The following is a 21,682-nucleotide window of genomic DNA, read 5'->3' as shown; positions in this document are numbered from 1 at the left end:
TTTGCTGTTTATACATATTTCGATGAGTAAGATTGAAACTGATTTTCTTATTGTTGGCTCTGGTATAGGTGGTTTAAGTTTTGCGCTTAAGGTTGCCGATCATGCCAAGGTAATTGTAGTTACCAAAGATAGAATTGATGAAACAAACACAGCCTATGCTCAGGGTGGTATAGCTGCAGTAACCTATGAACCCGATACTGCCGAAAAGCATATACAGGATACGCTGGTTTGCGGCGACGGGCTTTGTAACGAGGAGGTTGTGAGATTGGTAGTTGAAGAAGCTCCTGATCAGATAAAGCAGCTTATAAATTGGGGGGTGAAATTCGACAGGAAACCCAATGGACAGTATGATTTGGCAAGGGAGGGTGGCCATTCCGAACATCGAATTCTACATCATAAAGATAATACCGGTGCCGAGATTCAGCGTGTTCTTAGCACAAGGGTCTTAAATCATCCTAACATCACAGTATATCAAAACCATTTTGCTGTTGAAATTATTACCCAGCACCATTTAGGTGTTGAGGTTAAGCGTGGAAACCCCGATATTACTTGCTTTGGTGCATATATTCTAGATTTAAAAACCCAAAAGGTAGATACCGTTTTAAGTCGTGTTACTGTTTTGGCTACAGGAGGAACTGGAAATATATACAATGCAACCACTAACCCACCCATAGCAACTGGCGATGGTATAGCCATGGTTTATCGTGCAAAGGGACAAGTAGAGAATATGGCCTTTATGCAATTTCATCCCACATCGCTTTATAATCCTGGTGAGCGACCATCTTTCCTCATAACCGAGGCCATGCGGGGTTTTGGCGGAATTCTTAAAACAATCGATGGAAAGGAGTTTATGCATAAGTACGACCCACGTGGCTCACTTGCACCCCGCGATATTGTTGCCCGTGCCATCGATAATGAGATGAAGATTCGTGGCGAAGACCATGTTTTTCTTGATGTTACACATAAAGATCCTAAAGATATTATTGACCATTTCCCAAATATTTACCAAAAATGCTTATCGTTGGGAATTGACATCACCAAGGATATGATACCTGTTGTGCCTGCGGCACACTACATGTGCGGAGGAATAAAGGTTGATACTAATGCCCAATCTACCATTAAACGATTATATGCGGTAGGCGAGTGCTCATCTACAGGTTTGCACGGAGCAAACCGGTTGGCATCAAATTCCCTAATAGAGGCTATTGTTTATGCCCACAGGGGGGCAATGCATGCATTAAGTAGCTACAAGAATTATGAGTTTAACCATTCTGTTCCGGAGTGGGACTACGAGGGCACTATTCATAACGAGGAGATGGTTCTCATAACCCAAAGCTATAGAGAGATGCAGCAGATAATGAGCAGCTATGTGGGTATCGTTCGTTCAAACCTTCGATTGCAGCGGGCTCTTACCCGATTAGAGATACTTTATCGCGAAACCGAAGAGCTTTACAAAAAGTCGATACTCACCCAAAAGCTTTGCGAGCTACGAAATATGATTAATGTTGGATATCTGATTATTAAATCGGCACAGCAAATGCACGAAAGCCGAGGGTTGCATTACTCATTAGACTATCCCAAACAAAAGGGGCAGGAGTTTTAGCTTGCTAGTAATTTTTTGGTAAAATAAACCAGGTTAAGCGATTTTATCATATTTACTAAGAAAATAAGGCATAGATGTAGCGGAAGCGTAAAAACCTTTATTGCAAGAACTAAAATGTTTGGTTTTACATCTACAAGAGGGTAACCAAGTTGCAACATTTCTTTTCGGCATAGTTTCTGGGCTATCCAAATCTCGGTTTTGCCAAGGTCTGTTTCCCAAGCGTTAATCCTAGATTTATCAAATCCCTGAATTCCTTTTTTATTGATATCGCTAGTATTAATAACTTTCACATCTAACATAGAGGTTTCAAAATCGATATTACATCTTTTGGTTATTTTATCTAGCTCGTTTTTAGGATTTTGAATCAAATCCTCATATTTTATAATTAATGTAGAATCCTTAATTTCTCTGGCCAACTTTTCTGATTCTTTGAAATTCTTTTTCCATATGAAGGTTGTGATGAACGTATTGTAATTAATAAAAGAGCGAAACGCCTCAAAACTTTTTTTTCGTTTCCATTCTTTTACGGCTCTCCATCGGTATTTTTGGGATAGGAGTATGGCTCTGATATCTCTAACTAGCACAACAAACAATGCATTGGGATAGATCTCGATTAGATTTTTTGCATAAAACAGGTTACGTGGTGTTGGGTCGCAAGCAATTCGTTTGTTTTTTAATTTTAGTACCTGGCTTAAAATATGATCGTAGAGCTCATGTGCTGGTATTTGTAGATCTTTATCATTTAAACAGTCGGGTAGTTTGAGATTCAGATTTAAATTCAATCCAAGTCGGTTTAATATTTTCTCAGCAGTTTTTCTATTTATCCTTTTGTAGGGATTCAATACTATTTCATCGAAAAAATGTAATTCTCTAAAGGTTTTAACCTGTGAATGCAGGTTAAGACATGTACCAAGCAGCTTTGTGCCACTCCTACTATTCCCCACTATAAATATCTTATCGATAGGCATTTAACTGGTATTGAATGAGAAAGCAAGTTTCGTTTTTAAAGTTAACCTTTTTGAGTTTTCTTATGATAGGTTTTTAGTGATTTTTCAAATACGGTTGACTCTTTCTAAAATAGTTGACTTTTGTTTTAATGGTTAAGGTTTAGAGTAGATTTTTAGATTATTACGACTGGATTATAGACATACGGTGCACTAATCTGAACCTTTCCTATCAAATATTTGTTTTATACATAAACTAAACATCATGAAAAAGTTAATATTCACATTTATTGCTGTTGCCTTTTCATATCTGTTGAATGCACAGCAATGCACCTTTAATCAAAAGGTTTCAGATTTAGATTTTTATAAGCTACCATACGATTACAGTGCCTTACAACCTGTTATTGACGCTCAAACGGTCGAAATTCATTATAGCCGTCATCATCAGGGGTACTTTAAAAAGTTTGTTAAGGCTGCAGCTGATAATGGATTGGCCAATAAAAGTATCATGGAGATAATGGCTAATGTTTCAAATTATCCAACCGCCATAAGGAATAATGTGGGTGGTTATTTTAATCATGTTCTTTACTGGCAAATTCTTAAGCCTGGTAACAGAAGCAAAATCAGTAATGAGCTAAGCGATGCCATTAATAATGAGTTTGGTTCGAAAGATAATCTTATTGCTAAGCTAAACGAGGCAGCTCTTAAACGTTTTGGAAGCGGCTGGGCTTGGCTAGTGGTTGAGCCAAACGGGAAACTTACTATCTGTTCAACTCCCAATCAGGATAATCCTTTAATGGATATTTCCGATGTCAAAGGGATGCCAATCATTGCCATCGATGTATGGGAACATGCCTACTATCTCAAGTATCAGAACAAGAGGGCCGATTATGTAAAGGGAATTTGGAGTTTGATAAACTGGGAGGTAGTGTCGGAGCTTTACGCAAAAGCGCTAAATGAGTAAGAAAAGTTCTACACCGATTAAAAAGAAAGGCGTCTCACTGGAGGCGCCTTTTTCTATATTTTAAACAATAACGTTGATCAACGTTTAATCATCTTTCGTATTATTGTTCCGTTTCCACCTTTAATAGTAAGCATGTAAATGCCATTCTGAAGGTTAGAACAATCAATACGTGTGTTGCCCTTTACTCCACTACGTGCCATTAAGGTTTGACCAATAAGGTTGCTAACCGAATAGGAATACTCACTTGTGAAAGGGTACTCAATCTGAATAAATGATGAGAATGGATTAGGATAAACCGATACAGATTTTGTTGTCTCTATGTCGATATCGGTTGGTGGGCTAACAGTATAGCTATTAACGTTGCTATAGGCAATTTGGCCTTCGGCATCGAATGCCTTTATTTTATAGTAGATGGTTGTTCCGGATTGATTTGCAGGGATTTGACCTGTAAATGTATTGCTTGTGCCACTCATCTGATCAGAGCTGTTAAGCGAGCTTTCGGAAGTCCCCCAGAGGAGGAAAACGTTGCCTAATCTACCTTCAGGGTCCGTTACCTCTGCAGAAACTGCTACGGCATCATTTGAGGTTGGGCTGGTGGGTGTTTGCGTTATGTTTTCAATAACTGGTAGCTGGTTTTGTGTTACTGTGATTGAAGAGTTGAAGTATGAAGTGTCTTCTGAGTTATCTATAGCGACAATTTGATAGTAAATTTGTGTTGGATTATCTTGAGCGTTAATAGGTGAGCTATATTCGCTGCCATTGACTTGCATATCGAATGTAGTGCTTAAGTTATCGGATGAGTAGCCCCACTTGAGAATTGCAGCTGTGATACTACCATCGGAATCGGTTATGTTTGCTGAAACTGTAATGGTTTGCTTGGTAACAGGCGATTGAGGTGTGACTGTTACATCGGAAATGATAGGTTTTGAGTTGGTTGATCCGCTTGCGCTTGTCCACTCCAAATCGTCAATTGCAATGCGTGCGGCACCATTGCTTTCCAGTTTAATGGTAAAATTATCGCTAACTCCTGTAATGGTAAAGGTTGATGTTTGAACATCGGTAGTTACATTGGCTGTTCCAAACTGCTGATTATTCACGTAAACGGTGATTATACCACCGCTACCCGAAAACTTTTGCTGGTGCTTAAAACTAATTTGGGAACAACCGCCGGTTAATGTTGGAGATTCAACATAAGAACCGGAAGCATCCTTGAGGCAAATGGCCTTGCTGTTTATTGTTTGGTCGGTTCGGGCGTTGGTTGCCTGCCAGGTAAGGTTGTTGTCGCCTGTCCAGCTTCTGCTTGTGTAGGAGCTTGGGCTGTCGGTCGGAATATTTTCAAATGTTTCGGAGTTGGTCTGGGTTCCGCTTCCCACCACGTTGATTGTGAAGCTTTGATTTGCTGTGCTTTCACCATCGGTGCAGGTAAGGGTAACGCTATTGTTACCAACATTATCGGCCGATGGTGTACCGCTAAGAGTTGCTGTACCATTGCCTGTTGAGGTTAGGGTAAGCCAGCCAGGTAAGGTGGTTGCCGAAATGATAAGTGTTGAACCGTTTCCACCTGTTGCCGTAACATTATAGGTGTATTGAGTTCCAACAGTAGCCGAGGTAATGGGTGAGCTTGTAAATGTGATGGTTGATGTTGATCCGGTCCAAATCAGCTCGGCATATTCAGGATGATCAATGAATGGGTTACGGTTATGCTGATAATCGTTGTAAATAATGTTGTTTCTGTCAATCTCTTTTTGGCTAACGGGATCCTGCTCGTGCCATTTGATAAGCAGATCGATATACCACTGCTTAAAAGCAGGATACTTTGTTCCATCAAGTATATTTTGGGCTTCGGTGGCGTAGCTTGCCCAAGTGTCGATTAGGTTTTCGTATCGGGTAGCCATGTAAAAGTAGGTGCGGGCAAAATCGCCTTTATACTCATCAATTGGCTCAAATACAGTAATTGATGTGCCCGATGCTGTTGTTGTTCCAAGCATACTACCGTTAAGTGATGTCCATGTAACGTTTTCTACCTCACCAAATATATAGTTGCTTCTTCTGTTATTTACATATCCATCGGTTGGGTAAAGGTGGAAGAGGTCGGAGTACATTGGGCTTGCATCGTTGAACCAACTTTTTGGGAAGGAGTGCTCCCTGTTGTAGCAGTCGCCCTCAGAGTTATAGTTCCCACATTGGTTGGTTACAAAAACAAATTCGTATGGAGGTGTTTGCCCTGGTATGTCGGAATACATATCCCAAACCTTTCCGTTGGTTTTTTTATCGGTATACTGAAATGCATCCCAAAGCCCGTCATAAGATATTACCGTATGGTCTTTAATAATGTTGTAAAGCGCAGTTTTAAGCTCAGCGCCGGTTTTCCCTTCGGCAGTAGCATAGTAGCCATTAGGAATTTGCGCAAAAACTTTAATGGAGAAAGCAAGTAATACCAGCCCCAATACCAGAAAACGTTTTATCCTACTCATAGTAAAATCAAATTATAATCAGTTAAAAATCACTTTATCCACTGGAATGTCGTGTTCCGAAACCGGAACGGAATCGATAAGCTGAAATTCGTATGCAATTCCAACCTTAATAGCCCTTGTGAGCTTATGCAGTGTTCTGTCGTAGAATCCTTTTCCACGTCCGAGCCTATTCCCTTTTTTGTCGAATGCAACGCCCGGAATAATTGCAAAGTCGATTTCGGCAGGGTCGACTAGCTTCCCAGTTTTTGGTTCAAGAATACCGAAAACCGATTCTTCCTCCATTTTATCCACTCTGGTAAACTCGCGAAGTTCAAGGTCATTACCTACAACAACTGGCAAAACCATTCGTTTGTTTAACGACCATTTTACAACAAAATCATGGGTGTTTATTTCATCGGGGAGCGACCAAAAAGCAAGGACAGTTTTTGCCTTCTGGAACTGTTCCATGCTTTCAATCTCAGCAAATACTTGCATTGCCTTTTTTGCCGCATCATCGGGCAAAAGACTCAACTTATTAGCCTTAATGGCCTTACGTAGCTCCTTTTTAAGATTGTTAATTTCCATTACAAGTTTCTACGAGGTTTTTATCGACTTTGTTATGAATTAATGGCGGGCAAAGTTAGAATTAATATCAATATTGAGTGAGATATTAGAAAATGAAGCTCGTTCTTTCCCCATAAATCCTTGTGTGATCTTTAATCGAAATGGATACCAGGTTCTAAAAAGATGAAAATCGATAAGAATATCGAATCCTGACGATTGAAGATTTTCATCTAAAGTAACAATTGAATTATTGATAAGCGTTTTATATCGGTTACTTGCCAAATCGGCAAAAAGATTTATCGATATTCGTTTAACATAAGCAATTGAGCTTAAGGTTAAATCGGGATAAAGAACTGGTGTTGAGTAATCGAGTGAAATACCTGCAAATTTAACTGATGGGAAATCGTTGTAGCCTCTAATCATGTTAAACTTATTGTTTAGGTAAAAGTATTTAACATCTTGTTCCTGAAATTGACCTGTTATTCTGAGGCTGTTGTTACGGAAAATTCCAGGTAGGTAGATTACTCCTTTTCCATACCAAAGATTTCCTAAATTACTGTAATCCCAAGGGGTAGAAATTACGCCACCAATAACCTGAATTCCATATCTAGGATAAAGGTCGCAGTGCGCCATTCGGCGTAGGTTCTGGTAGTATACTCCTAATTCATTGGTGTATAAACCGGAGCGATAGGCATCTATTGATTCCTTGTAGATATAGCTGTTGGAGTATTCAAACTTGTTAAACACCTGGGCGTATGATTTGTAAAGGCCATTTTTAAATGTGTAGGGGAGGATTATTGTGGTGGAAAATCGCTTTTGGTAGTCTCTGAACGTTGGGTAGCTTTGCGTAACACGGTAAAGTGTGGCAGAGTTGTTGCTTTGCTCTATGTTGAACTTAACTATGGGCCAAAATCCACGATAGGTGTATGAGATGTAGTAAAGGTGAGTTTGGTCGTATCCATAACCAGCATTTAGTATTGAAGTGCCTTTAAGATTTTGCGAAAGAATTGAAAATCCGGGAACAATGCTATTCCCATCGATGCTAATAGTGTTCTCATCAATAGGCATTACATAGAATGGAAACCAGCTATGAACATTTATTAAAGTCTTAACACCACTATAATCCTTTGAACTAGCTTTAATTGGTTTTGGGGTTTGGTTAATTGTTAAGCTATTTGCTTTAACTATCTGATTATATAATGGTATGCTATCAACAATCAATCTGTTAGATAAACTAATTTCATTTTTTGCCACTCTATATCCTTTGTGAGAGTATCCAGAGAACACAATTCCACTTTTATATGGAAAGGGGAATGTAGAATTTACAGGTAAATCTTTTATTGAATAAAGTATACTATCTTTTAAATCAAATTGATAAATGTTTTCAGTATAACCATTGGTTAAACTAAAGAAAAGAGAGGAATTGCCATAGGAAATTGACCTTAAGTCGTTATACTTAGCGTCGAATATTATACTAAATTCATTATTTGAATCGATTTTAAAAAGCTTTTTCCCAGCTTCAGTAACACAAATTCCGTAAGTGTTTCCTTTATCCTGATCTATTGTTATTTCTTGAATCTCAACATCAGGACTAAAATCGTAGGTACTTATTATCTTTCCAGATTTATTTAAGCCAAGAAGCGAAAAGCTGCCATTATCGTTGTAGCTGATGCAGTAGATTAGCTTCCTCTTATTGTAGAAAACTGGCGAAAAGTATCTGCCATTTCCTATTGTGGCTAATTCTTTGGTTTTTAGGTTAAATATTTTTATTTCAGTTTGATTCTTGTACTCCCAACGTGGGTGGGGTTTGTATTCGGCCCATAAAATTAAACTATCTGTAAAAGTGGGCTTCCCTATTAAATATCCTATTGATTTGATTTTTTTGAACTTACCGTTTTTATAGAGATAAGCAAAAAACGGTGTGGTTTTTATCGATTCCACGTAAACAAGCGTAATAGAGTCGTTAATGGAATATGGGTATTTGAAATTTTTAAATGATTCATAACGTTTAGCGGGCAAAATTATATTTGGATGATTATTAAAATCATTTTTCCATATGGAGTCGTTATGTGCAAATGCTCTCTTGAAGATTCTTTTCCGCGAAAGACCTGTTTGAAACTTTAATCCCAAATATGTTGGAAAAATTGTAAAAGGGAACCTGCCAACAAAACGATAAGTATTTGGAATTGCTGATGAACCGTTACTTTCGTTAATATACTTTACCATCTGATAGCCAAAAGCATAATGATTGGGAATGTAATGCTTGTAGGATCCAAGCATCCACTTATCGTAGGTGTATCGTTTTTGATTAGTAACGGAGTGCGTGTAGTAATGCTTAAAGAAACTTGCTGATCGCCCTCGGCCAGCATAAGAGTATGACGTTTCAGCCCAAACGGCATCGCCCTCAAAAATCCAAGGATTTATAATTCCCGACGCCAGTCCTACCGCTTGCTCACCAAACAACCAGGAAAGAACTCGAAAAGTTCCTCTGCGCAGCGAATACATCTGCTTAACATGCCGCATCTCGTGTATAGCAAGATTTTTATACCACATCAGCGCTTCGCCATCGGGCGAGGGTTGTGTAATTAGTTCCATTCGACGTGGTGCCCAGCTTACAAATCCATTGGAGAGAACCGAGTTGGGGTGCAATACCACATCAATTTGCTTATCACCTTCCCTGTAGTCGGTATCATTTATGCTATCGGCTAAGTTCAACGCCCAAAGGTAATTGTTTGAAATGTTCTCGGCATTTTCCGGAAAAATCAAACGGATATTATTATACCTCTTAATTTTCCATTTGGTATTAAATGGCTCTGATCCTGTTTGATAGTATTGTGCAACTGAAGTATTAGATAAAAATAAAATATTTAATGTAATAGTTGCAATAAAAACATAAAAAAATCTATTAATCATATAGATATATTATTTAATAATTTTGATAATTCTTTTTCTATTATCGGCTAGCTGTAATGTAGCCAAATAAATTCCCGATGGATTTTGGGAGAAGTCAATATTAATTGTATGGTTTTCAAGAGCACTGTTTGAGTAAACCATATTTCCCAAAATGTTATATATATATATCGATTTTATTGGGTTTGGATCCAGCACATTTATTCTAAGGATATCGCTTACAGGATTGTTATAGCTAATTGGAATTGTTTTTTCAGTAGTGCTAGCTGAAGTATTTTCCGATGTATAGGTTACCTTCATAATTACAGGGAGATGATCGGACATGTTATAGAGGGCATTCGCCACCTCGGATGGAACGCTGGTATTGGAGGGGGACACCACCGAGCTGTTGTAGCGGTTGCCATCCTGACCTAAAGTTACATAGCTGTGAAATTTAATGCCGCTAGTTCCGCTAAGAATATCGCTTGATGTAAGGATAAAGTCAAAACGGTCGTCGAGTCCACCTGTCGAGAAGCAGCCATTGTCGGCATAGGTCCTTGTTGACTGCGTGTGGATGTAACGGTATTGGTAATCGTTGTGCCATTCGCCTACCATATTTAAAGGGTCGTAGAGTCGGAAATTGTTTGTTCCAGCTGGTGTTGTAAATTTTACAAAAGCAGCTTCGGAGGCCCCATAAAGGTTCAAATCGCCCGAAAGGATAACATTTTTGTTAATTCCATTGGTAACCAGGTAGTCCATAATCTTAGTAGCAGCTGTAGCTCTTGCTTGAGCATCGGAATCGTAGCTGCCAGCTTTAAGATGGGTAACAAGATGATAGATGAAAATGGTATCGCCATTAACCAGGTTGGGGGTTATTAGGTAGAGCTTGTAAACATTTGTCTCTCTTGGGTAGGTCGAAATGGCTTCTTGCGATTTTAGCTCAAGCTTTTCGGAGTTGTAGTAAATCATGTTTACCAGAAAATCGCCGCTAAAATTGGCGCGCTTGTACTTGGTTACACCATTAACGTTCAGAGTATTTGTTTTGATGCGTTCAACGCTGGCTACAGCGTCGTTAACCTCGTTAACGGTAAGAATATCGGGTTGAACGTATTCTAAAATTGTACGTAGGTATCCATCCTTTGCATCCACATTATTGTTTGTGCTATTGCAGTCGCTATACTCCTTGTCGTAATACATCAGGTTATATTGCATGATGGTCAGCGTATCGGCTGCTGCTAACCGAACAAGCAGGATACTAGCTAACAAAAGTATGTACCTAACCGATCTCATTATTTTCCGGAAATAACAACCTTGTAGCCTAAATCTTGCAAAATAGAGGCCACTTTTTGTCTATGATCACCTTGAATAAGGATTTCGCCATCTTTTGTGCTACCACCAACGCCGCATTTTGTTTTAAGCGTTTTGCCAAGCTTGTTCAACTCATCGTTGGGGCCAACAAATCCTTTTACAATCGTCACAACCTTACCTCCACGGTTTTTACGCTCAATGCCAACTATCAGCTTCTGACTTGAAGGGGGAACAATTTCTGGTTCATTGCTATCCTCTTCCTCTGGTTTAAAATCTGGGTTAGTAGAGTAGGCAAAGCTTAGCTTATCTTTCCAGTCCATGTCGAATAATTTTCTACAAACTTATAACTTTTACGAAAAAGATAGAATTTGGTTGGGTATGGAATTGGAGGGGGGAGGGGAGACATCTAAAAGGATAAGGAGCAAAGGGTAAAGGATTAAGGATAAAGAACAGTGGCTGGCGAAGACGGATAATAGGCGTTAATCGTTAAACGTTAATCGTTAAACGATAAAATGTTTCGACTCATTCCGAGTGTTTCCGTATCATTCCGAATCATTCTTTTAAATTCCTCTAACTTCCTTTCATCTCATTACATTCTTCAGGAAGAGTGGCTTCAACAGTCACAGCAAAAAAAAAATTCAAGATTTCAGAATCGTCCGGCGAAAACGGGTTCAAAACTGCGTCCGGCAAAGATGGATTCAAGATTTGATACCTTTGGATTTTCGGTTTACCCAGTTGAGCCAAGGCTGTAAAAAGCAATAAACGAATCGTGTTCGTCGGCGGTTGCACCGCCGTCGGGCTATTTGTTATAGGCTGCGCCTGAGTTTCCACTTGTTAGCGCGCATTTTTTTGGACGCGTACGCTCTTCCTATTGCTAACACGGATATGTAATCAATACGTATACCATGGCTGCACAGAAGAAAACGGCATAAAAGCCTGTCCCGCCAAAGGGTCGTGGGCGGGTCGTTGCGTAGGGTTAAGGAAGCGGTGCTGTTTGAGCCATGCCTACGGCATGGCGAGTTGCGCCGCATGGCAGACAAAACCACGGGGCACCAATCGGAACAGGATTTTCAGCCTTGATTTTTTGCTTCTTTTGCATCAAGGCAAAAGAAGGGGAAACAAACATGGCTTCGACAAGCTCAGCCACCACAAGGGCGTCATTGGTAGGTTCGGAGTAACAAGGCACTTCTGATTCATTCCGAATATTTCCGAATCATACCAACTCTTTCTTTTAAATTCCTCTAACTTCCTCATATATATACACAGAATATGCCACATCAACTTTCAACATATGAAATAATAAATAGAGTTTACTATTGCGCTATTGAAATTGTAACAGATTGTTAGTCAATGCTAGAAATCAGGTGGAGTAAAACAATTTTGTATATAAAAAAGATATTATAGGATAATTTTGAGTTTAGCGTGAGTTTTAACTATTTTTGGTAAACGGTTACAAAGTTGAATTAACAATAAATAAGATTGTTAGCTGAAGTTGGATTTATTAACTTTAAAGATGTTTTATATGTAAAATTCGGTAGCTCAAAGATGTAACTTAAAGAATATTGTTGAGAGATAGCGGTATTAGCAATAAAATACTTGGAGTTAAACCATGCATCTTTGCTATTATCATTGCAAGCAGTATATTAACTACCTAAATAATAAATATTTAAACATTAAAAAATGGAAGAATTAATTAAATGTCCTGTATGCGGAAGCGAAGCCACAAGAGAGACAATTAATTGTGAAAAGTGCAACTTTCCCTTTAAAGGTACAGAAAAAGAAAAATCGCAATTTATTGCCAAGCAAATTGTGAATAAAGGAAAGATTGAAGACACTCAGAACAGCATAAAAAATGCTAGAATTATTTTATTCATAATTGCTGCGATGAACATCATTGTACCATTCTTTTTATATTTTAATAAGCCTTTCGGGATATTTTCAATTGCATTAGGTATTTTCATTGGTATGATATTTTTAGTTTTTGGTTTGCTATTGAAAAGACAACCATTCATTTATACTCTTATATCTCTAATTTTATTGTTGGTGTTTTATACATTAGAACTTGTGATTGATCCAAGCCTTTTGTTGAGGGGAATATTATGGAAAATTATTTTTATTACTGGCTTAAGTTTTAGTCTTTCGAGTATTGTAAAATCAAATAAAATAATGAAGGAGAGTAAATTCCTTCAGCAACGATAATGATTTAACTCCCTTTACATACTATTAGCAAATCAATACTTTTTGGTAAAATATATTTAATACAAGAGATATCCAAGTAGTAGGATTAAAACAAGTAAAGGCACGGAGAATGAGTCCGTGCCTACTCTGTATTGTTTTAAATGAATGCTATACTTGTTTTACGGATGCTTTAAAATAAATATTCAAATTTCGGAAATCTGTTAGTTCGGGGTATTTGGGTAATAAACTTTGTTTAGTTTGGAAATACGGCTAATTAATCTTCCGAATCATTCCGATTTATTCTTCTGTTTTCTTTAACTTCAGGATATTCTTCAGGAAGAGATGCTTCGACAAGCTCAGTATGACAATAATTCAAGATTCAAAATTTAAGATTTCAGATTTCAGAATTTTCCAGAGAAGACGGACTCAAGATTCAAGATTTCAGACTTGTCCGGCGAAGACGGATTCAAGATTTGACCAACAGGTTGGATACTTGGTTTTCAAGACAACGGCATAAAAGGCTGTTCCGCCAATGGGTCGTGGGCGGGTCGTTGCGTAGGGTTAAGGAAGCGGTGCTGTTTGAGCCATGCCTACGGCATGGCGAGTTGCGACGTGTGGGAGACACGACCACGGGGCACCCATCGGAACAGGATTTTCAGCCTTGATTTTTTGCTTCTTTTGCATCAAGGCAAAAGAAGGGGAAACAAACATGGCTTCGACAGGCTCAGCCACCGACAGGCGCAACATTGGCAGGTTCTGAGTAACAAGGCGCTTCCGATTCATTCCGAATTTTTCCGATTCATTCCTACTCATTCTTTTAACTTCCTCTAACTTCCTTTAACTTCATCAAATTCTTTGGGAAAAGTGGCTTCGACAAGCTCAGCCACCGGCAGGCTCGCCACCACAAGCGCAACATTGGCAGGTTCGGAGTAACAAGGCGCTTCCGATTCAATCCGAATATTTCCAACTCATCCCTCTCTAACAGCTCTTGTAATTCTACTAAAAATCAAATTGATTGGTTTTAATGGTAGAAAAATTATCGACATGTTTTAAAATATTCTACATTTGCTAAGATATATTTAGCTGAACAAAAGTTTTAACCAAATTTTTTATAGAAATGACGTTTCGTAAAGCCAACAACATTACTGGGTGGATAGTTTTTGCCATATCGGCAATTGTTTATCTGCTTACCATTGAGCCAACAGCAAGTTTTTGGGATTGTGGTGAGTTTATTGCAACCGCATTTAAATTAGAAGTTGGACATCCCCCAGGGGCACCGCTATTTATGATGATAGCTCGATTCTTTTCGATTTTTGCTCCCGATGTAACCAAGGTGGCTGCCATGATTAACATAATGTCGGCATTAGCTAGTGCTTTTACCATTCTTTTCCTTTTTTGGTCTATCACACATCTTGCGCGTAAGCTTGTTGTGGGAGGTTCATATGAAATGACTACCGGACAGCTAATAGCTGTACTTGCAAGTGGTGCAGTTGGAGCATTGGCTTATACCTTTTCGGATACTTTCTGGTTCTCGGCTGTTGAAGCAGAGGTTTATGCCATGTCGTCGCTATTCACAGCCTTTGTGTTTTGGGCTATCCTTAAATGGGAGGAACAAGCCGATAGCCCACATTCAACTCGTTGGCTTATTCTGATTGCTTATGTGATGGGTTTATCAATAGGGGTTCATCTTTTGAACCTGCTAACCATTCCTGCCATTGCATTTATCTACTACTTTAAAAAATATCAACCTACTAGAAATGGAGTAATTGCCACCTTACTAATTTCTGGAGTAGTTCTTGGTAGTATTCTTTACATAATTATTCCAGGAACATTTAAAGTTGGCTCCTGGTTCGATCTTGTTTTTGTTAACTCCTTTGGGCTGCCATACAATTCAGGGTTGCTCTTCTACTTTATTCTTCTTTTTGGTTCGTTGGCCTATGGAATTTACAGTTCACACAAAAAGGGTAAAGTTTTACTTAATACTATTTTGCTTTCGGTAACTGTTATTCTAATTGGGTACTCATCGTACATGATGATTGTAATTAGGGCTTATGCCGACACTCCCATTAACGAGAACAATCCATCAAACGCATTTTCATTAATCAGCTACCTGAACCGCGAGCAGTATGGCGACAGGCCTTTGATTTACGGCCAGTACTACAATGCACCTGTAACCAGTTCAGAGGATGTTAAAAACTGGGTGGCTAAAGATGGAAAATATGTAAAATCGTATCAGAAGACAGTTTATGAGTTTGACGATAGGTTTAAAACCATTTTCCCCCGCATGTATAGCCCGCAAGCCGATCATGTTGCTGAATATAAGAAATGGGCAAATATTGAGGGTCGACCAGTACAGGTGAGAACACGTGATGGCGGAACCGAAACTCGTTACGTACCAACATTTGGCGAAAACCTACTCTTTTTCTTCCGCTACCAGATTGGTCACATGTATCTCAGGTACTTCATGTGGAACTTTGTAGGGCGCCAGAACGATGTTCAAAGCCATGGTGGGGTAGATAATGGTAACTGGATTAGCGGCATTAAACCTATCGATGAGATTTTCTTGGGTAACCAGGACGCAATACCCGATTACATGAAAAATCATCCAGCACGGAATACCTACTTTTTCTTACCTTTAATCCTTGGGCTGCTTGGCTTGTTTTACCAGTTACAAACCAAAAAGGACAAAAAGAATTTCTGGGTTGTGTTCATGCTATTCTTCCTTACTGGTGTAGCCATTGTGGTTTACCTTAACCAATATCCGTTACAGCCTCGTGAACGAGACTATGCCTATGCAGGATCTTTTTATGCATTTGCCATTTGGATAGGACTTGGCACGCTTGCGGTTTATGAGTGGTTTAGGAAAAAACTTTCGGAGACACCATCGGCTGTTGTTGCACTTGCCCTTTCAATGGTGGTTCCTGTTATTATGGGTGTTGAGAACTGGGACGATCACGATCGCTCGGGCCGATATGTGGCACGTGATTTTGCCTATAACTACCTTAACTCATGTGAGCCAAACGCCATTCTATTTACTAATGGCGATAACGATACCTTCCCACTTTGGTATGCCCAAGAGGTTGAAGGAATTAGAACCGATGTGCGTATTGTGAATTTAAGCTTACTTGGCACCGATTGGTACATTGACCAAATGAAAATGAAGTGTTACGAGTCGGATCCTGTGCCAATTAAAATGGAACGCGACAAGTACATTATGGGGAAACGCGATGTGGTTTATGTAATTAATCGACTAAATGAGCCTGTAGAGCTAAAACAGCTCATGGATTTTGTTTTAAGCGATGACCCAGCCAAAAAGTATGTTGTACCTGGCGAGGATCCCATCGACTACTTCCCGACCAATAAAATTAAGCTAACTGTTGATAAGAAGAAGGTGCTGGAAACGGGTACTGTAAAAGCAAAAGATTCCTCGCTTATTGTTGATCAGATGGAATGGACGCTCAAAGGAAATTACATTACAAAGAGTGCTCTTGCTATTCTTGATATTATTGCGAACAATAACTGGGAACGCCCAATTTACTTTGTGTCTCCATTTGGCGATGGTGATATCGGTATAGCAAAATATTTGCAGCACGAAGGATTTGCTTATCGCTTGGTGCCCATTGAATCGTCGGCTAATTATCTAAATGTTGCGCGTATCGATTCCGATATTCTTTACGATAGGTTGATGAACAAATTCCGATGGGGACGTATGAATGAGCCCGATGTTTTCATCGATCATAATATTCAGCGAACATCTATAGTGCTTAAACTACGAAATAGTTTTAGCCGCTTGGCTGGTAAACTTATTGAAGAAGGGAAAAAGGATTCGGCTATGAAGGTTTTAGATAAGGCTGTTGAGCTACTACCACATTCAAAGTTCCCTTACGATTTTCTGATGTTTGGTATAATTGAGAACTACTACAAGCTTAATGCAATTGATAAGGCAAATCGTTTGGTTTTAGATTATGCAAACTTTGCAAATCAGAATTTAAGATACTACGCATCGTTAGATGAGGACTTGCAACGTTACTATAAGGACGATATTGGAATTGCTGCTCAAACATTGCAGGAACTTTCGTCGGTTGCTGAGACTTACGGACAAAATCAGGTGGCTATTGATATACAAAAGATGATTCAAACATCGCTGTCGGCTCGATGATTTTAATAGTGATTTTTTAGCATTTCCTTTAGGAAAATATTAAATTTGAGAAAAGTAAAATTGATTGACATGGCAGAAAATATTGGTGAGGTTGTTCAAATTATTGGCCCTGTAATAGATGTTGCTTTTCCAAACAAGGAAGAATTACCTGCCATTTACGAGGCGCTTGAGCTAACACGTCCCGATAATTCGATTCTTGTTTTGGAGTGTCAACAACATATTGGTGAGCATACAGTCCGTACAATTGCAATGGATTCTACCGATGGACTATCGCGTGGCACAAAGGTTCGTGCAACAGGAAAGTCCATCACCATGCCCGTGGGCACGCAAATTAAAGGACGATTGCTTAACGTAATAGGTGAGGCCATTGACGGGCTACCTCAGGTTAACCGCGATAGCGATTACCAAATACATAACAAGCCACCCAAATTTGATGAGCTTAGCACCGAAAAGGAAATTCTATTTACCGGTATAAAGGTGATTGACCTGCTTGAGCCCTACTCAAAAGGAGGAAAGATTGGGCTATTTGGTGGTGCAGGTGTGGGCAAAACGGTTATTATCATGGAGCTCATTAACAACATTGCCAAGGGCTATAGCGGAATGTCGGTATTTGCTGGTGTTGGAGAAAGAACTCGTGAGGGGAACGACCTGCTTAGGGAGATGATAGAATCCGATGTAATTAAGTATGGAAAAGAGTTTAAGGAGATAATGGAAAAAGGGGGCTGGGACCTAAGCAAGGTTGATCTGGAAGAACTAAAGAACTCGCAAGCAACACTTATCTTTGGACAGATGAATGAGCCCCCTGGGGCTCGTGCTTCCGTGGCACTCTCTGGACTAACTGTTGCAGAATCGTTCCGCGATGGTGGCGAAGATGGACAGGGGCGCGATATCCTTTTCTTTATCGATAATATTTTCCGTTTTACACAGGCCGGTTCCGAGGTTTCCGCACTGCTTGGACGTATGCCTTCGGCAGTAGGATATCAACCTACTCTAGCCACCGAAATGGGGTTGATGCAGGAGCGTATTACATCAACTAAAAAGGGATCAATCACTTCGGTTCAGGCAATCTACGTACCTGCCGATGACCTTACCGACCCTGCCCCTGCAACTACATTCAGCCACCTTGATGCAACCACAGTTCTTGACCGTAAAATTGCCGAACTTGGTATTTATCCTGCCGTTAACCCTCTCGATTCAACTTCGCGCATTCTAACCCCCGAAGTGGTTGGCGAGGAGCACTATAACACAGCTCAAAGGGTTAAAAATCTTTTACAACGATATAAAGAGTTGCAGGATATTATTGCAATTCTAGGTATGGATGAGCTTTCGGAGGAAGATAAGCTGGTGGTTCACCGTGCACGTCGTGTACAGCGTTTCCTTTCGCAACCCTTCCATGTTGCTGAGGCATTTACCGGTATAAAGGGTGTAATGGTTGATATTAAGGATACCATTAAGGGTTTCAACATGATAATGGATGGTGAAGTAGATAAGTATCCTGAAGCGGCCTTTAACCTGGTTGGAACCATTGAGGAGGCCATTGAGAAGGGAGAAAGGTTACTTGCTGAAGCCAAGAAAAAGTGATAGACCATGATTTGTGAGCTATACTCGGTTGAAAAATTCTTTCAAATTGAAGAAGTATACTATGTTCAGGTTCCTGGGACAAAGGGCTCTTTTGGAATACTGAAAAAGCATGCCCCTATTATTTCGTCGCTTGAACCTGGAATTGTTAAAGTGGTACGTAACGATGGTGCTGAGATCCTATTCAGCATACCCGCAGGTGGATTTGTCAGCTTTGAAAACGATGTGGTTTCAATCGTATCGGAGGAAATCACCCAAACCTATTAGCTATATGACAAAAATTAGTGTGCTATGCCTTTTAATAGCATTCATGGCATCAAACAAACCTGCTATGTCGCAACAAAAGATTACGTTTCCAGCAAAGGATGGTTTGGAGGTAACAGCCGATTTATATTTCCTTTCGTCGGAAAAGCCCTATGTTATACTTTTTCACCAGGCACGTTATAGTAGGGGAGAGTATAACGAGATTGCTCCTAAAATTGTCAACCTAGGCTATAACTGTTTAGCGGTTGACCTACGTTCTGGAAACGAGGTGAATGGTGTAAAAAACGAAACCGCACAACGTGCCAGAGAAAAAGGTTTACCTACCGATTATATACATGCCATTGCCGATATCGAAGGGGCATTAAAATATGTAAAGAGTCAAACCGATTTGCCTTTTATACTTTGGGGAAGTTCATATTCGGCATCGTTGGTTTTGGTTCAGGCTGCCAAGGATTTGCGAACAAGAGCAGTTATAGCGTTTTCACCAGGCGAGTATTTTGAAAAGAGTGATTTTGTTTCATCGCAAATACAAAATATTTCAGTTCCTGTTTTAGTGTTGTCGTCGAAAGGAGAGTGCAGCTCTGTAAAAGAGCTTGTAAGTTCAATTAAGAACCAAAAACTTGTTACACAATATTGCCCATCGGAGCGAGGTCGACATGGTTCAAGCGCATTATGGAAGTTGAATCCTTCAAATAAGGATTACTGGCTTGCCCTCACCATGTTTTTTAATAAAATCAAATAGGTTCTACTGGTTTAGGTTTGCCAAGAAATTTGGTGAGTCGTAATCGGGGTTAAAATGCTTATTTGAAAAAAATTCCCCAGATATGTGGTTTATGTACCCTTTAACGTATTGCGTAGGTAAAGTATACCTGTATTCTTCGGCTTCATCGTCATATTCTGGGGGAATATCACAAAGAATATTCTCCACATAAATATTCATTTTTCTTTCGCGAACTAAGTTTGCGTATTTTTCAAAGATACTCTTTGAAATACCTATTACAACTATATAAGAACCGTATGGTTTGTAAAGGTTGTGCTTGTAAACAAAATCGAGCTTATCGTTAATAATTTGCTCGGCAGAGTTGTGAAACGATTCAATATATTTAAAACCAGTCTCTAAAATGGAATCGGCACTGCTTTTTTCACGAGTGTAATGAATAAAGAAGTAGTACTGATTTGATGAATATTTATCATCAAAAATAAATCTTAAGATTTTTTCTTCTAATGAAATAGCCTTTGGTTGGGGAGTATCAAGCCGAATGATTTTTTCAAGTTGGTTGTCAACAAGATTTAAAAACTCCTTTTGGCTATCGGGGTATCCCCTATTAATATGTAGAATAAGTAGACCAGGAATTTGAAAACGGAGAAATGAGATAGCTTTGTTGGCGTTTTGAGATGATATATACCCATTATCAATGAGATATTTCCATTGATTGGAGCAAAGGTTTTCTAACAAGTATACAATTAGTTCTGAGGTGTCCTTTTTCTTTTCGATTTTATTAATTTTCTCAAGATAGAAAACATCGAATACACTTGGATATTCTAGAAAGTAGTTAATGTAGCTGTGGATTATAGCCCTTAATTTTTCATAACCATCGGGTAGGCTTTTTGTTTTACTTGCAACATACTCCTGGCACTCCTCAGAAAAATCTTTGATGCACTCGTTTATAACATCGGCCACATCTTTAAAGTAGTTATATAGGGTTGCATAGGAATATCCCGCGTGGTCTGATATATTTCGTACGCTCATGCTATCAATGCCTTCCCCTTTAAGAATTTGCTTGGCCGCTTCTATGAAGTAGCCACGCATTCGTTTTTCCTTGAGTAGTTTATTTCGCATTGATAGCTAAGTATATTTACAAATATAGTTAACGCTGTTCAAAAAGTAAACAGTGTTAACTAAAAAATAATCAATAAAATGAGATAAAATTGAAAAGAGGGTTAGTTTTACAATGTATTAAGAGAGCTGAGGTAGTTGAATAGTTTCACTAAATCATCTTCTCTCCTAAATTTGATTCGATTTTTTTTGATAAAACTTTCGACCTCTTTCCTATAATCCGACATTATATCTAGCACCCTTTTTTTAGAAGGCGAAAACTTCATTATGCCTTGCTTTGCTGTGTAAATATAATAATCTGACATTATTGTAAATTTGTCGTTTGTTGCATCAATTATTCCATTTCCAGGCGTACCCTCAACAATGCTACATTTATATAGTTTCAATAACTTAATGGTTTCTCCATCCGATAAGATTTGAAAGAAGGAATTAGGATAGCTGGGATTACGAAGATTTATGAATTTTTGATTGTTAAACTGGAAAAATTCTATTTTATTATTATCTGAAACGTAATATTCTTTTCCGTTGTAGGAAAATAGAATGTTATTAGAGTAGATATCAAAATTTAATGAATCGACGGTAATCAGGTCGCCATTTGTCATTTTAACAGTTCCTTTTTGCCAATCCTCAAAAAGCTTTGATGTACCCTCTATTTTTTGTGATTTTGAAGTTGAAATTTGTTGTACACTTCCGTTTTTATTTTCAATGTATTTTTCAAATGTGCTAAGGTTGATGTTTATAGTTCCTTGTGAAAAGCACATGGTGTTAATAGCAAATGTGAGGCTAATAATTGCGATAAACTTTTTCATAGGGAATGATTAATGTTAGTAATAGAAATCGATAAATTTGATAATTTGTGATACTAATATATGACTTTTCTCATTGATTTATATGATTTTATTCTATATTTTTGCTTTAGATGAAGTAGAACATTTTCGAAT

At 38.8% G+C, this 21,682-nt stretch carries 17 protein-coding genes; 7 read left to right on the top strand and 10 right to left on the bottom strand.

From position 1 onward, the window contains the following. Positions 1-22: 22 nt before the first annotated feature. A complete protein-coding gene (gene nadB, locus FHG85_RS12935) occupies positions 23-1,603 on the top strand; it encodes an L-aspartate oxidase (protein WP_173076588.1) in 1,581 nt (526 codons plus the stop codon). Here the strand turns inward: nadB and FHG85_RS12930 are convergent. Next, positions 1,600-2,571 (bottom strand): sulfotransferase family protein, encoded by a 972-nt coding sequence (locus tag FHG85_RS12930; RefSeq protein WP_173076586.1) that lies wholly within the window; start codon positions 2,569-2,571, stop codon positions 1,600-1,602. The genes nadB and FHG85_RS12930 overlap by 4 nt on opposite strands. A 241-nt stretch (positions 2,572-2,812) precedes the next feature. Between FHG85_RS12930 and FHG85_RS12925 the strand changes: the two genes are divergently transcribed. Next, on the top strand, positions 2,813-3,511 hold the full coding sequence (locus FHG85_RS12925) for a superoxide dismutase (protein ID WP_173076584.1): 699 nt from the start codon (positions 2,813-2,815) through the stop codon (positions 3,509-3,511). A 77-nt stretch (positions 3,512-3,588) separates the two neighbouring features. Here FHG85_RS12925 and FHG85_RS12920 read toward each other — a convergent pair whose 3' ends face one another. The 6 genes from FHG85_RS12920 to FHG85_RS12895 form a co-directional block, all read right to left on the bottom strand. After that, positions 3,589-5,985, bottom strand: a complete 2,397-nt coding sequence (locus tag FHG85_RS12920; protein ID WP_173076582.1) for an endonuclease — start codon at positions 5,983-5,985, stop codon at positions 3,589-3,591. An 18-nt stretch (positions 5,986-6,003) separates the two neighbouring features. Further along, positions 6,004-6,549 carry a 5-formyltetrahydrofolate cyclo-ligase gene (locus tag FHG85_RS12915; protein ID WP_173076580.1) on the bottom strand — a complete coding sequence of 182 codons (546 nt, stop codon included), beginning with the start codon at positions 6,547-6,549 and terminating at the stop codon, positions 6,004-6,006. A gap of 39 nt (positions 6,550-6,588) precedes the next feature. Continuing rightward, a complete protein-coding gene (locus FHG85_RS12910) occupies positions 6,589-9,441 on the bottom strand; it encodes a hypothetical protein (protein ID WP_173076578.1) in 2,853 nt (950 codons plus the stop codon). 9 nt (positions 9,442-9,450) lie between these two features. After that, a complete protein-coding gene (locus FHG85_RS12905) occupies positions 9,451-10,707 on the bottom strand; it encodes a T9SS type A sorting domain-containing protein (RefSeq protein WP_173076576.1) in 1,257 nt (418 codons plus the stop codon). After that, positions 10,707-11,045: a translation initiation factor gene (locus FHG85_RS12900; RefSeq protein ID WP_173076574.1), complete on the bottom strand. Its 339-nt coding sequence runs from the start codon at positions 11,043-11,045 to the stop codon at positions 10,707-10,709. Before FHG85_RS12900 ends, FHG85_RS12905 begins: the two co-directional genes overlap by 1 nt. A gap of 250 nt (positions 11,046-11,295) precedes the next feature. Then, positions 11,296-11,556: a hypothetical protein gene (locus FHG85_RS12895; RefSeq protein ID WP_173076572.1), complete on the bottom strand. Its 261-nt coding sequence runs from the start codon at positions 11,554-11,556 to the stop codon at positions 11,296-11,298. 849 nt (positions 11,557-12,405) lie between these two features. On the opposite strand from FHG85_RS12895, the gene FHG85_RS12890 reads away from it, so the two are divergent. Beyond that, the gene (locus FHG85_RS12890; RefSeq protein ID WP_173076570.1) at positions 12,406-12,924 is read left to right on the top strand and encodes a UbiA prenyltransferase family protein; all 519 of its coding nucleotides are present in this window, start codon (positions 12,406-12,408) and stop codon (positions 12,922-12,924) included. A 540-nt stretch (positions 12,925-13,464) separates the two neighbouring features. Here FHG85_RS12890 and FHG85_RS12885 read toward each other — a convergent pair. After that, positions 13,465-13,716 carry a hypothetical protein gene (locus FHG85_RS12885; protein WP_173076568.1) on the bottom strand — a complete coding sequence of 84 codons (252 nt, stop codon included), beginning with the start codon at positions 13,714-13,716 and terminating at the stop codon, positions 13,465-13,467. A gap of 304 nt (positions 13,717-14,020) precedes the next feature. Between FHG85_RS12885 and FHG85_RS12880 the strand changes: the two genes are divergently transcribed. From FHG85_RS12880 to FHG85_RS12865, 4 genes are all read left to right on the top strand, one after another. Next, positions 14,021-17,062 (top strand): glycosyltransferase family 117 protein, encoded by a 3,042-nt coding sequence (locus FHG85_RS12880; protein WP_220429213.1) that lies wholly within the window; start codon positions 14,021-14,023, stop codon positions 17,060-17,062. 69 nt (positions 17,063-17,131) lie between these two features. Next, the gene (gene atpD, locus FHG85_RS12875) at positions 17,132-18,643 is read left to right on the top strand and encodes a F0F1 ATP synthase subunit beta (RefSeq protein WP_173076566.1); all 1,512 of its coding nucleotides are present in this window, start codon (positions 17,132-17,134) and stop codon (positions 18,641-18,643) included. Positions 18,644-18,649: 6 nt separating this feature from the next. Then, complete coding sequence (locus tag FHG85_RS12870) at positions 18,650-18,907, top strand: F0F1 ATP synthase subunit epsilon (RefSeq protein WP_173076564.1); 258 nt, start codon at positions 18,650-18,652, stop codon at positions 18,905-18,907. 4 nt (positions 18,908-18,911) lie between these two features. Further along, the gene (locus FHG85_RS12865; RefSeq protein WP_173076562.1) at positions 18,912-19,646 is read left to right on the top strand and encodes an alpha/beta hydrolase; all 735 of its coding nucleotides are present in this window, start codon (positions 18,912-18,914) and stop codon (positions 19,644-19,646) included. 3 nt (positions 19,647-19,649) lie between these two features. On the opposite strand, the gene FHG85_RS12860 is transcribed toward FHG85_RS12865, so the two are convergent. Beyond that, positions 19,650-20,744, bottom strand: a complete 1,095-nt coding sequence (locus tag FHG85_RS12860) for a TetR/AcrR family transcriptional regulator (protein ID WP_173076560.1) — start codon at positions 20,742-20,744, stop codon at positions 19,650-19,652. Between the two features lie 107 nt (positions 20,745-20,851). Then, positions 20,852-21,550 (bottom strand): hypothetical protein, encoded by a 699-nt coding sequence (locus FHG85_RS12855; RefSeq protein WP_173076558.1) that lies wholly within the window; start codon positions 21,548-21,550, stop codon positions 20,852-20,854. Positions 21,551-21,682 lie beyond the last annotated feature (132 nt).

Source organism: Tenuifilum thalassicum (assembly GCF_013265555.1).
Taxonomy (GTDB): domain Bacteria; phylum Bacteroidota; class Bacteroidia; order Bacteroidales; family Tenuifilaceae; genus Tenuifilum; species Tenuifilum thalassicum.
The sequence above is the reverse complement of the archived record's forward strand: the minus strand, read 5'-3'. Positions and strand labels throughout refer to the sequence as shown.

Coding starts and splice junctions, on each gene's coding strand:
- atpD (WP_173076566.1), top strand. CDS start 17,132: ATGGCAGAAAATATTGGTGAGGTTGTTCAAATTATTGGCCCTGTAATA.
- FHG85_RS12865 (WP_173076562.1), top strand. CDS start 18,912: ATGACAAAAATTAGTGTGCTATGCCTTTTAATAGCATTCATGGCATCA.
- FHG85_RS12925 (WP_173076584.1), top strand. CDS start 2,813: ATGAAAAAGTTAATATTCACATTTATTGCTGTTGCCTTTTCATATCTG.
- FHG85_RS12910 (WP_173076578.1), bottom strand. CDS start 9,441: ATGATTAATAGATTTTTTTATGTTTTTATTGCAACTATTACATTAAAT.
- FHG85_RS12900 (WP_173076574.1), bottom strand. CDS start 11,045: ATGGACTGGAAAGATAAGCTAAGCTTTGCCTACTCTACTAACCCAGAT.
- nadB (WP_173076588.1), top strand. CDS start 23: ATGAGTAAGATTGAAACTGATTTTCTTATTGTTGGCTCTGGTATAGGT.
- FHG85_RS12890 (WP_173076570.1), top strand. CDS start 12,406: ATGGAAGAATTAATTAAATGTCCTGTATGCGGAAGCGAAGCCACAAGA.
- FHG85_RS12870 (WP_173076564.1), top strand. CDS start 18,650: ATGATTTGTGAGCTATACTCGGTTGAAAAATTCTTTCAAATTGAAGAA.
- FHG85_RS12855 (WP_173076558.1), bottom strand. CDS start 21,550: ATGAAAAAGTTTATCGCAATTATTAGCCTCACATTTGCTATTAACACC.
- FHG85_RS12915 (WP_173076580.1), bottom strand. CDS start 6,549: ATGGAAATTAACAATCTTAAAAAGGAGCTACGTAAGGCCATTAAGGCT.
- FHG85_RS12905 (WP_173076576.1), bottom strand. CDS start 10,707: ATGAGATCGGTTAGGTACATACTTTTGTTAGCTAGTATCCTGCTTGTT.
- FHG85_RS12885 (WP_173076568.1), bottom strand. CDS start 13,716: ATGAGTAGGAATGAATCGGAAAAATTCGGAATGAATCGGAAGCGCCTT.
- FHG85_RS12930 (WP_173076586.1), bottom strand. CDS start 2,571: ATGCCTATCGATAAGATATTTATAGTGGGGAATAGTAGGAGTGGCACA.
- FHG85_RS12880 (WP_220429213.1), top strand. CDS start 14,021: ATGACGTTTCGTAAAGCCAACAACATTACTGGGTGGATAGTTTTTGCC.
- FHG85_RS12920 (WP_173076582.1), bottom strand. CDS start 5,985: ATGAGTAGGATAAAACGTTTTCTGGTATTGGGGCTGGTATTACTTGCT.
- FHG85_RS12860 (WP_173076560.1), bottom strand. CDS start 20,744: ATGCGAAATAAACTACTCAAGGAAAAACGAATGCGTGGCTACTTCATA.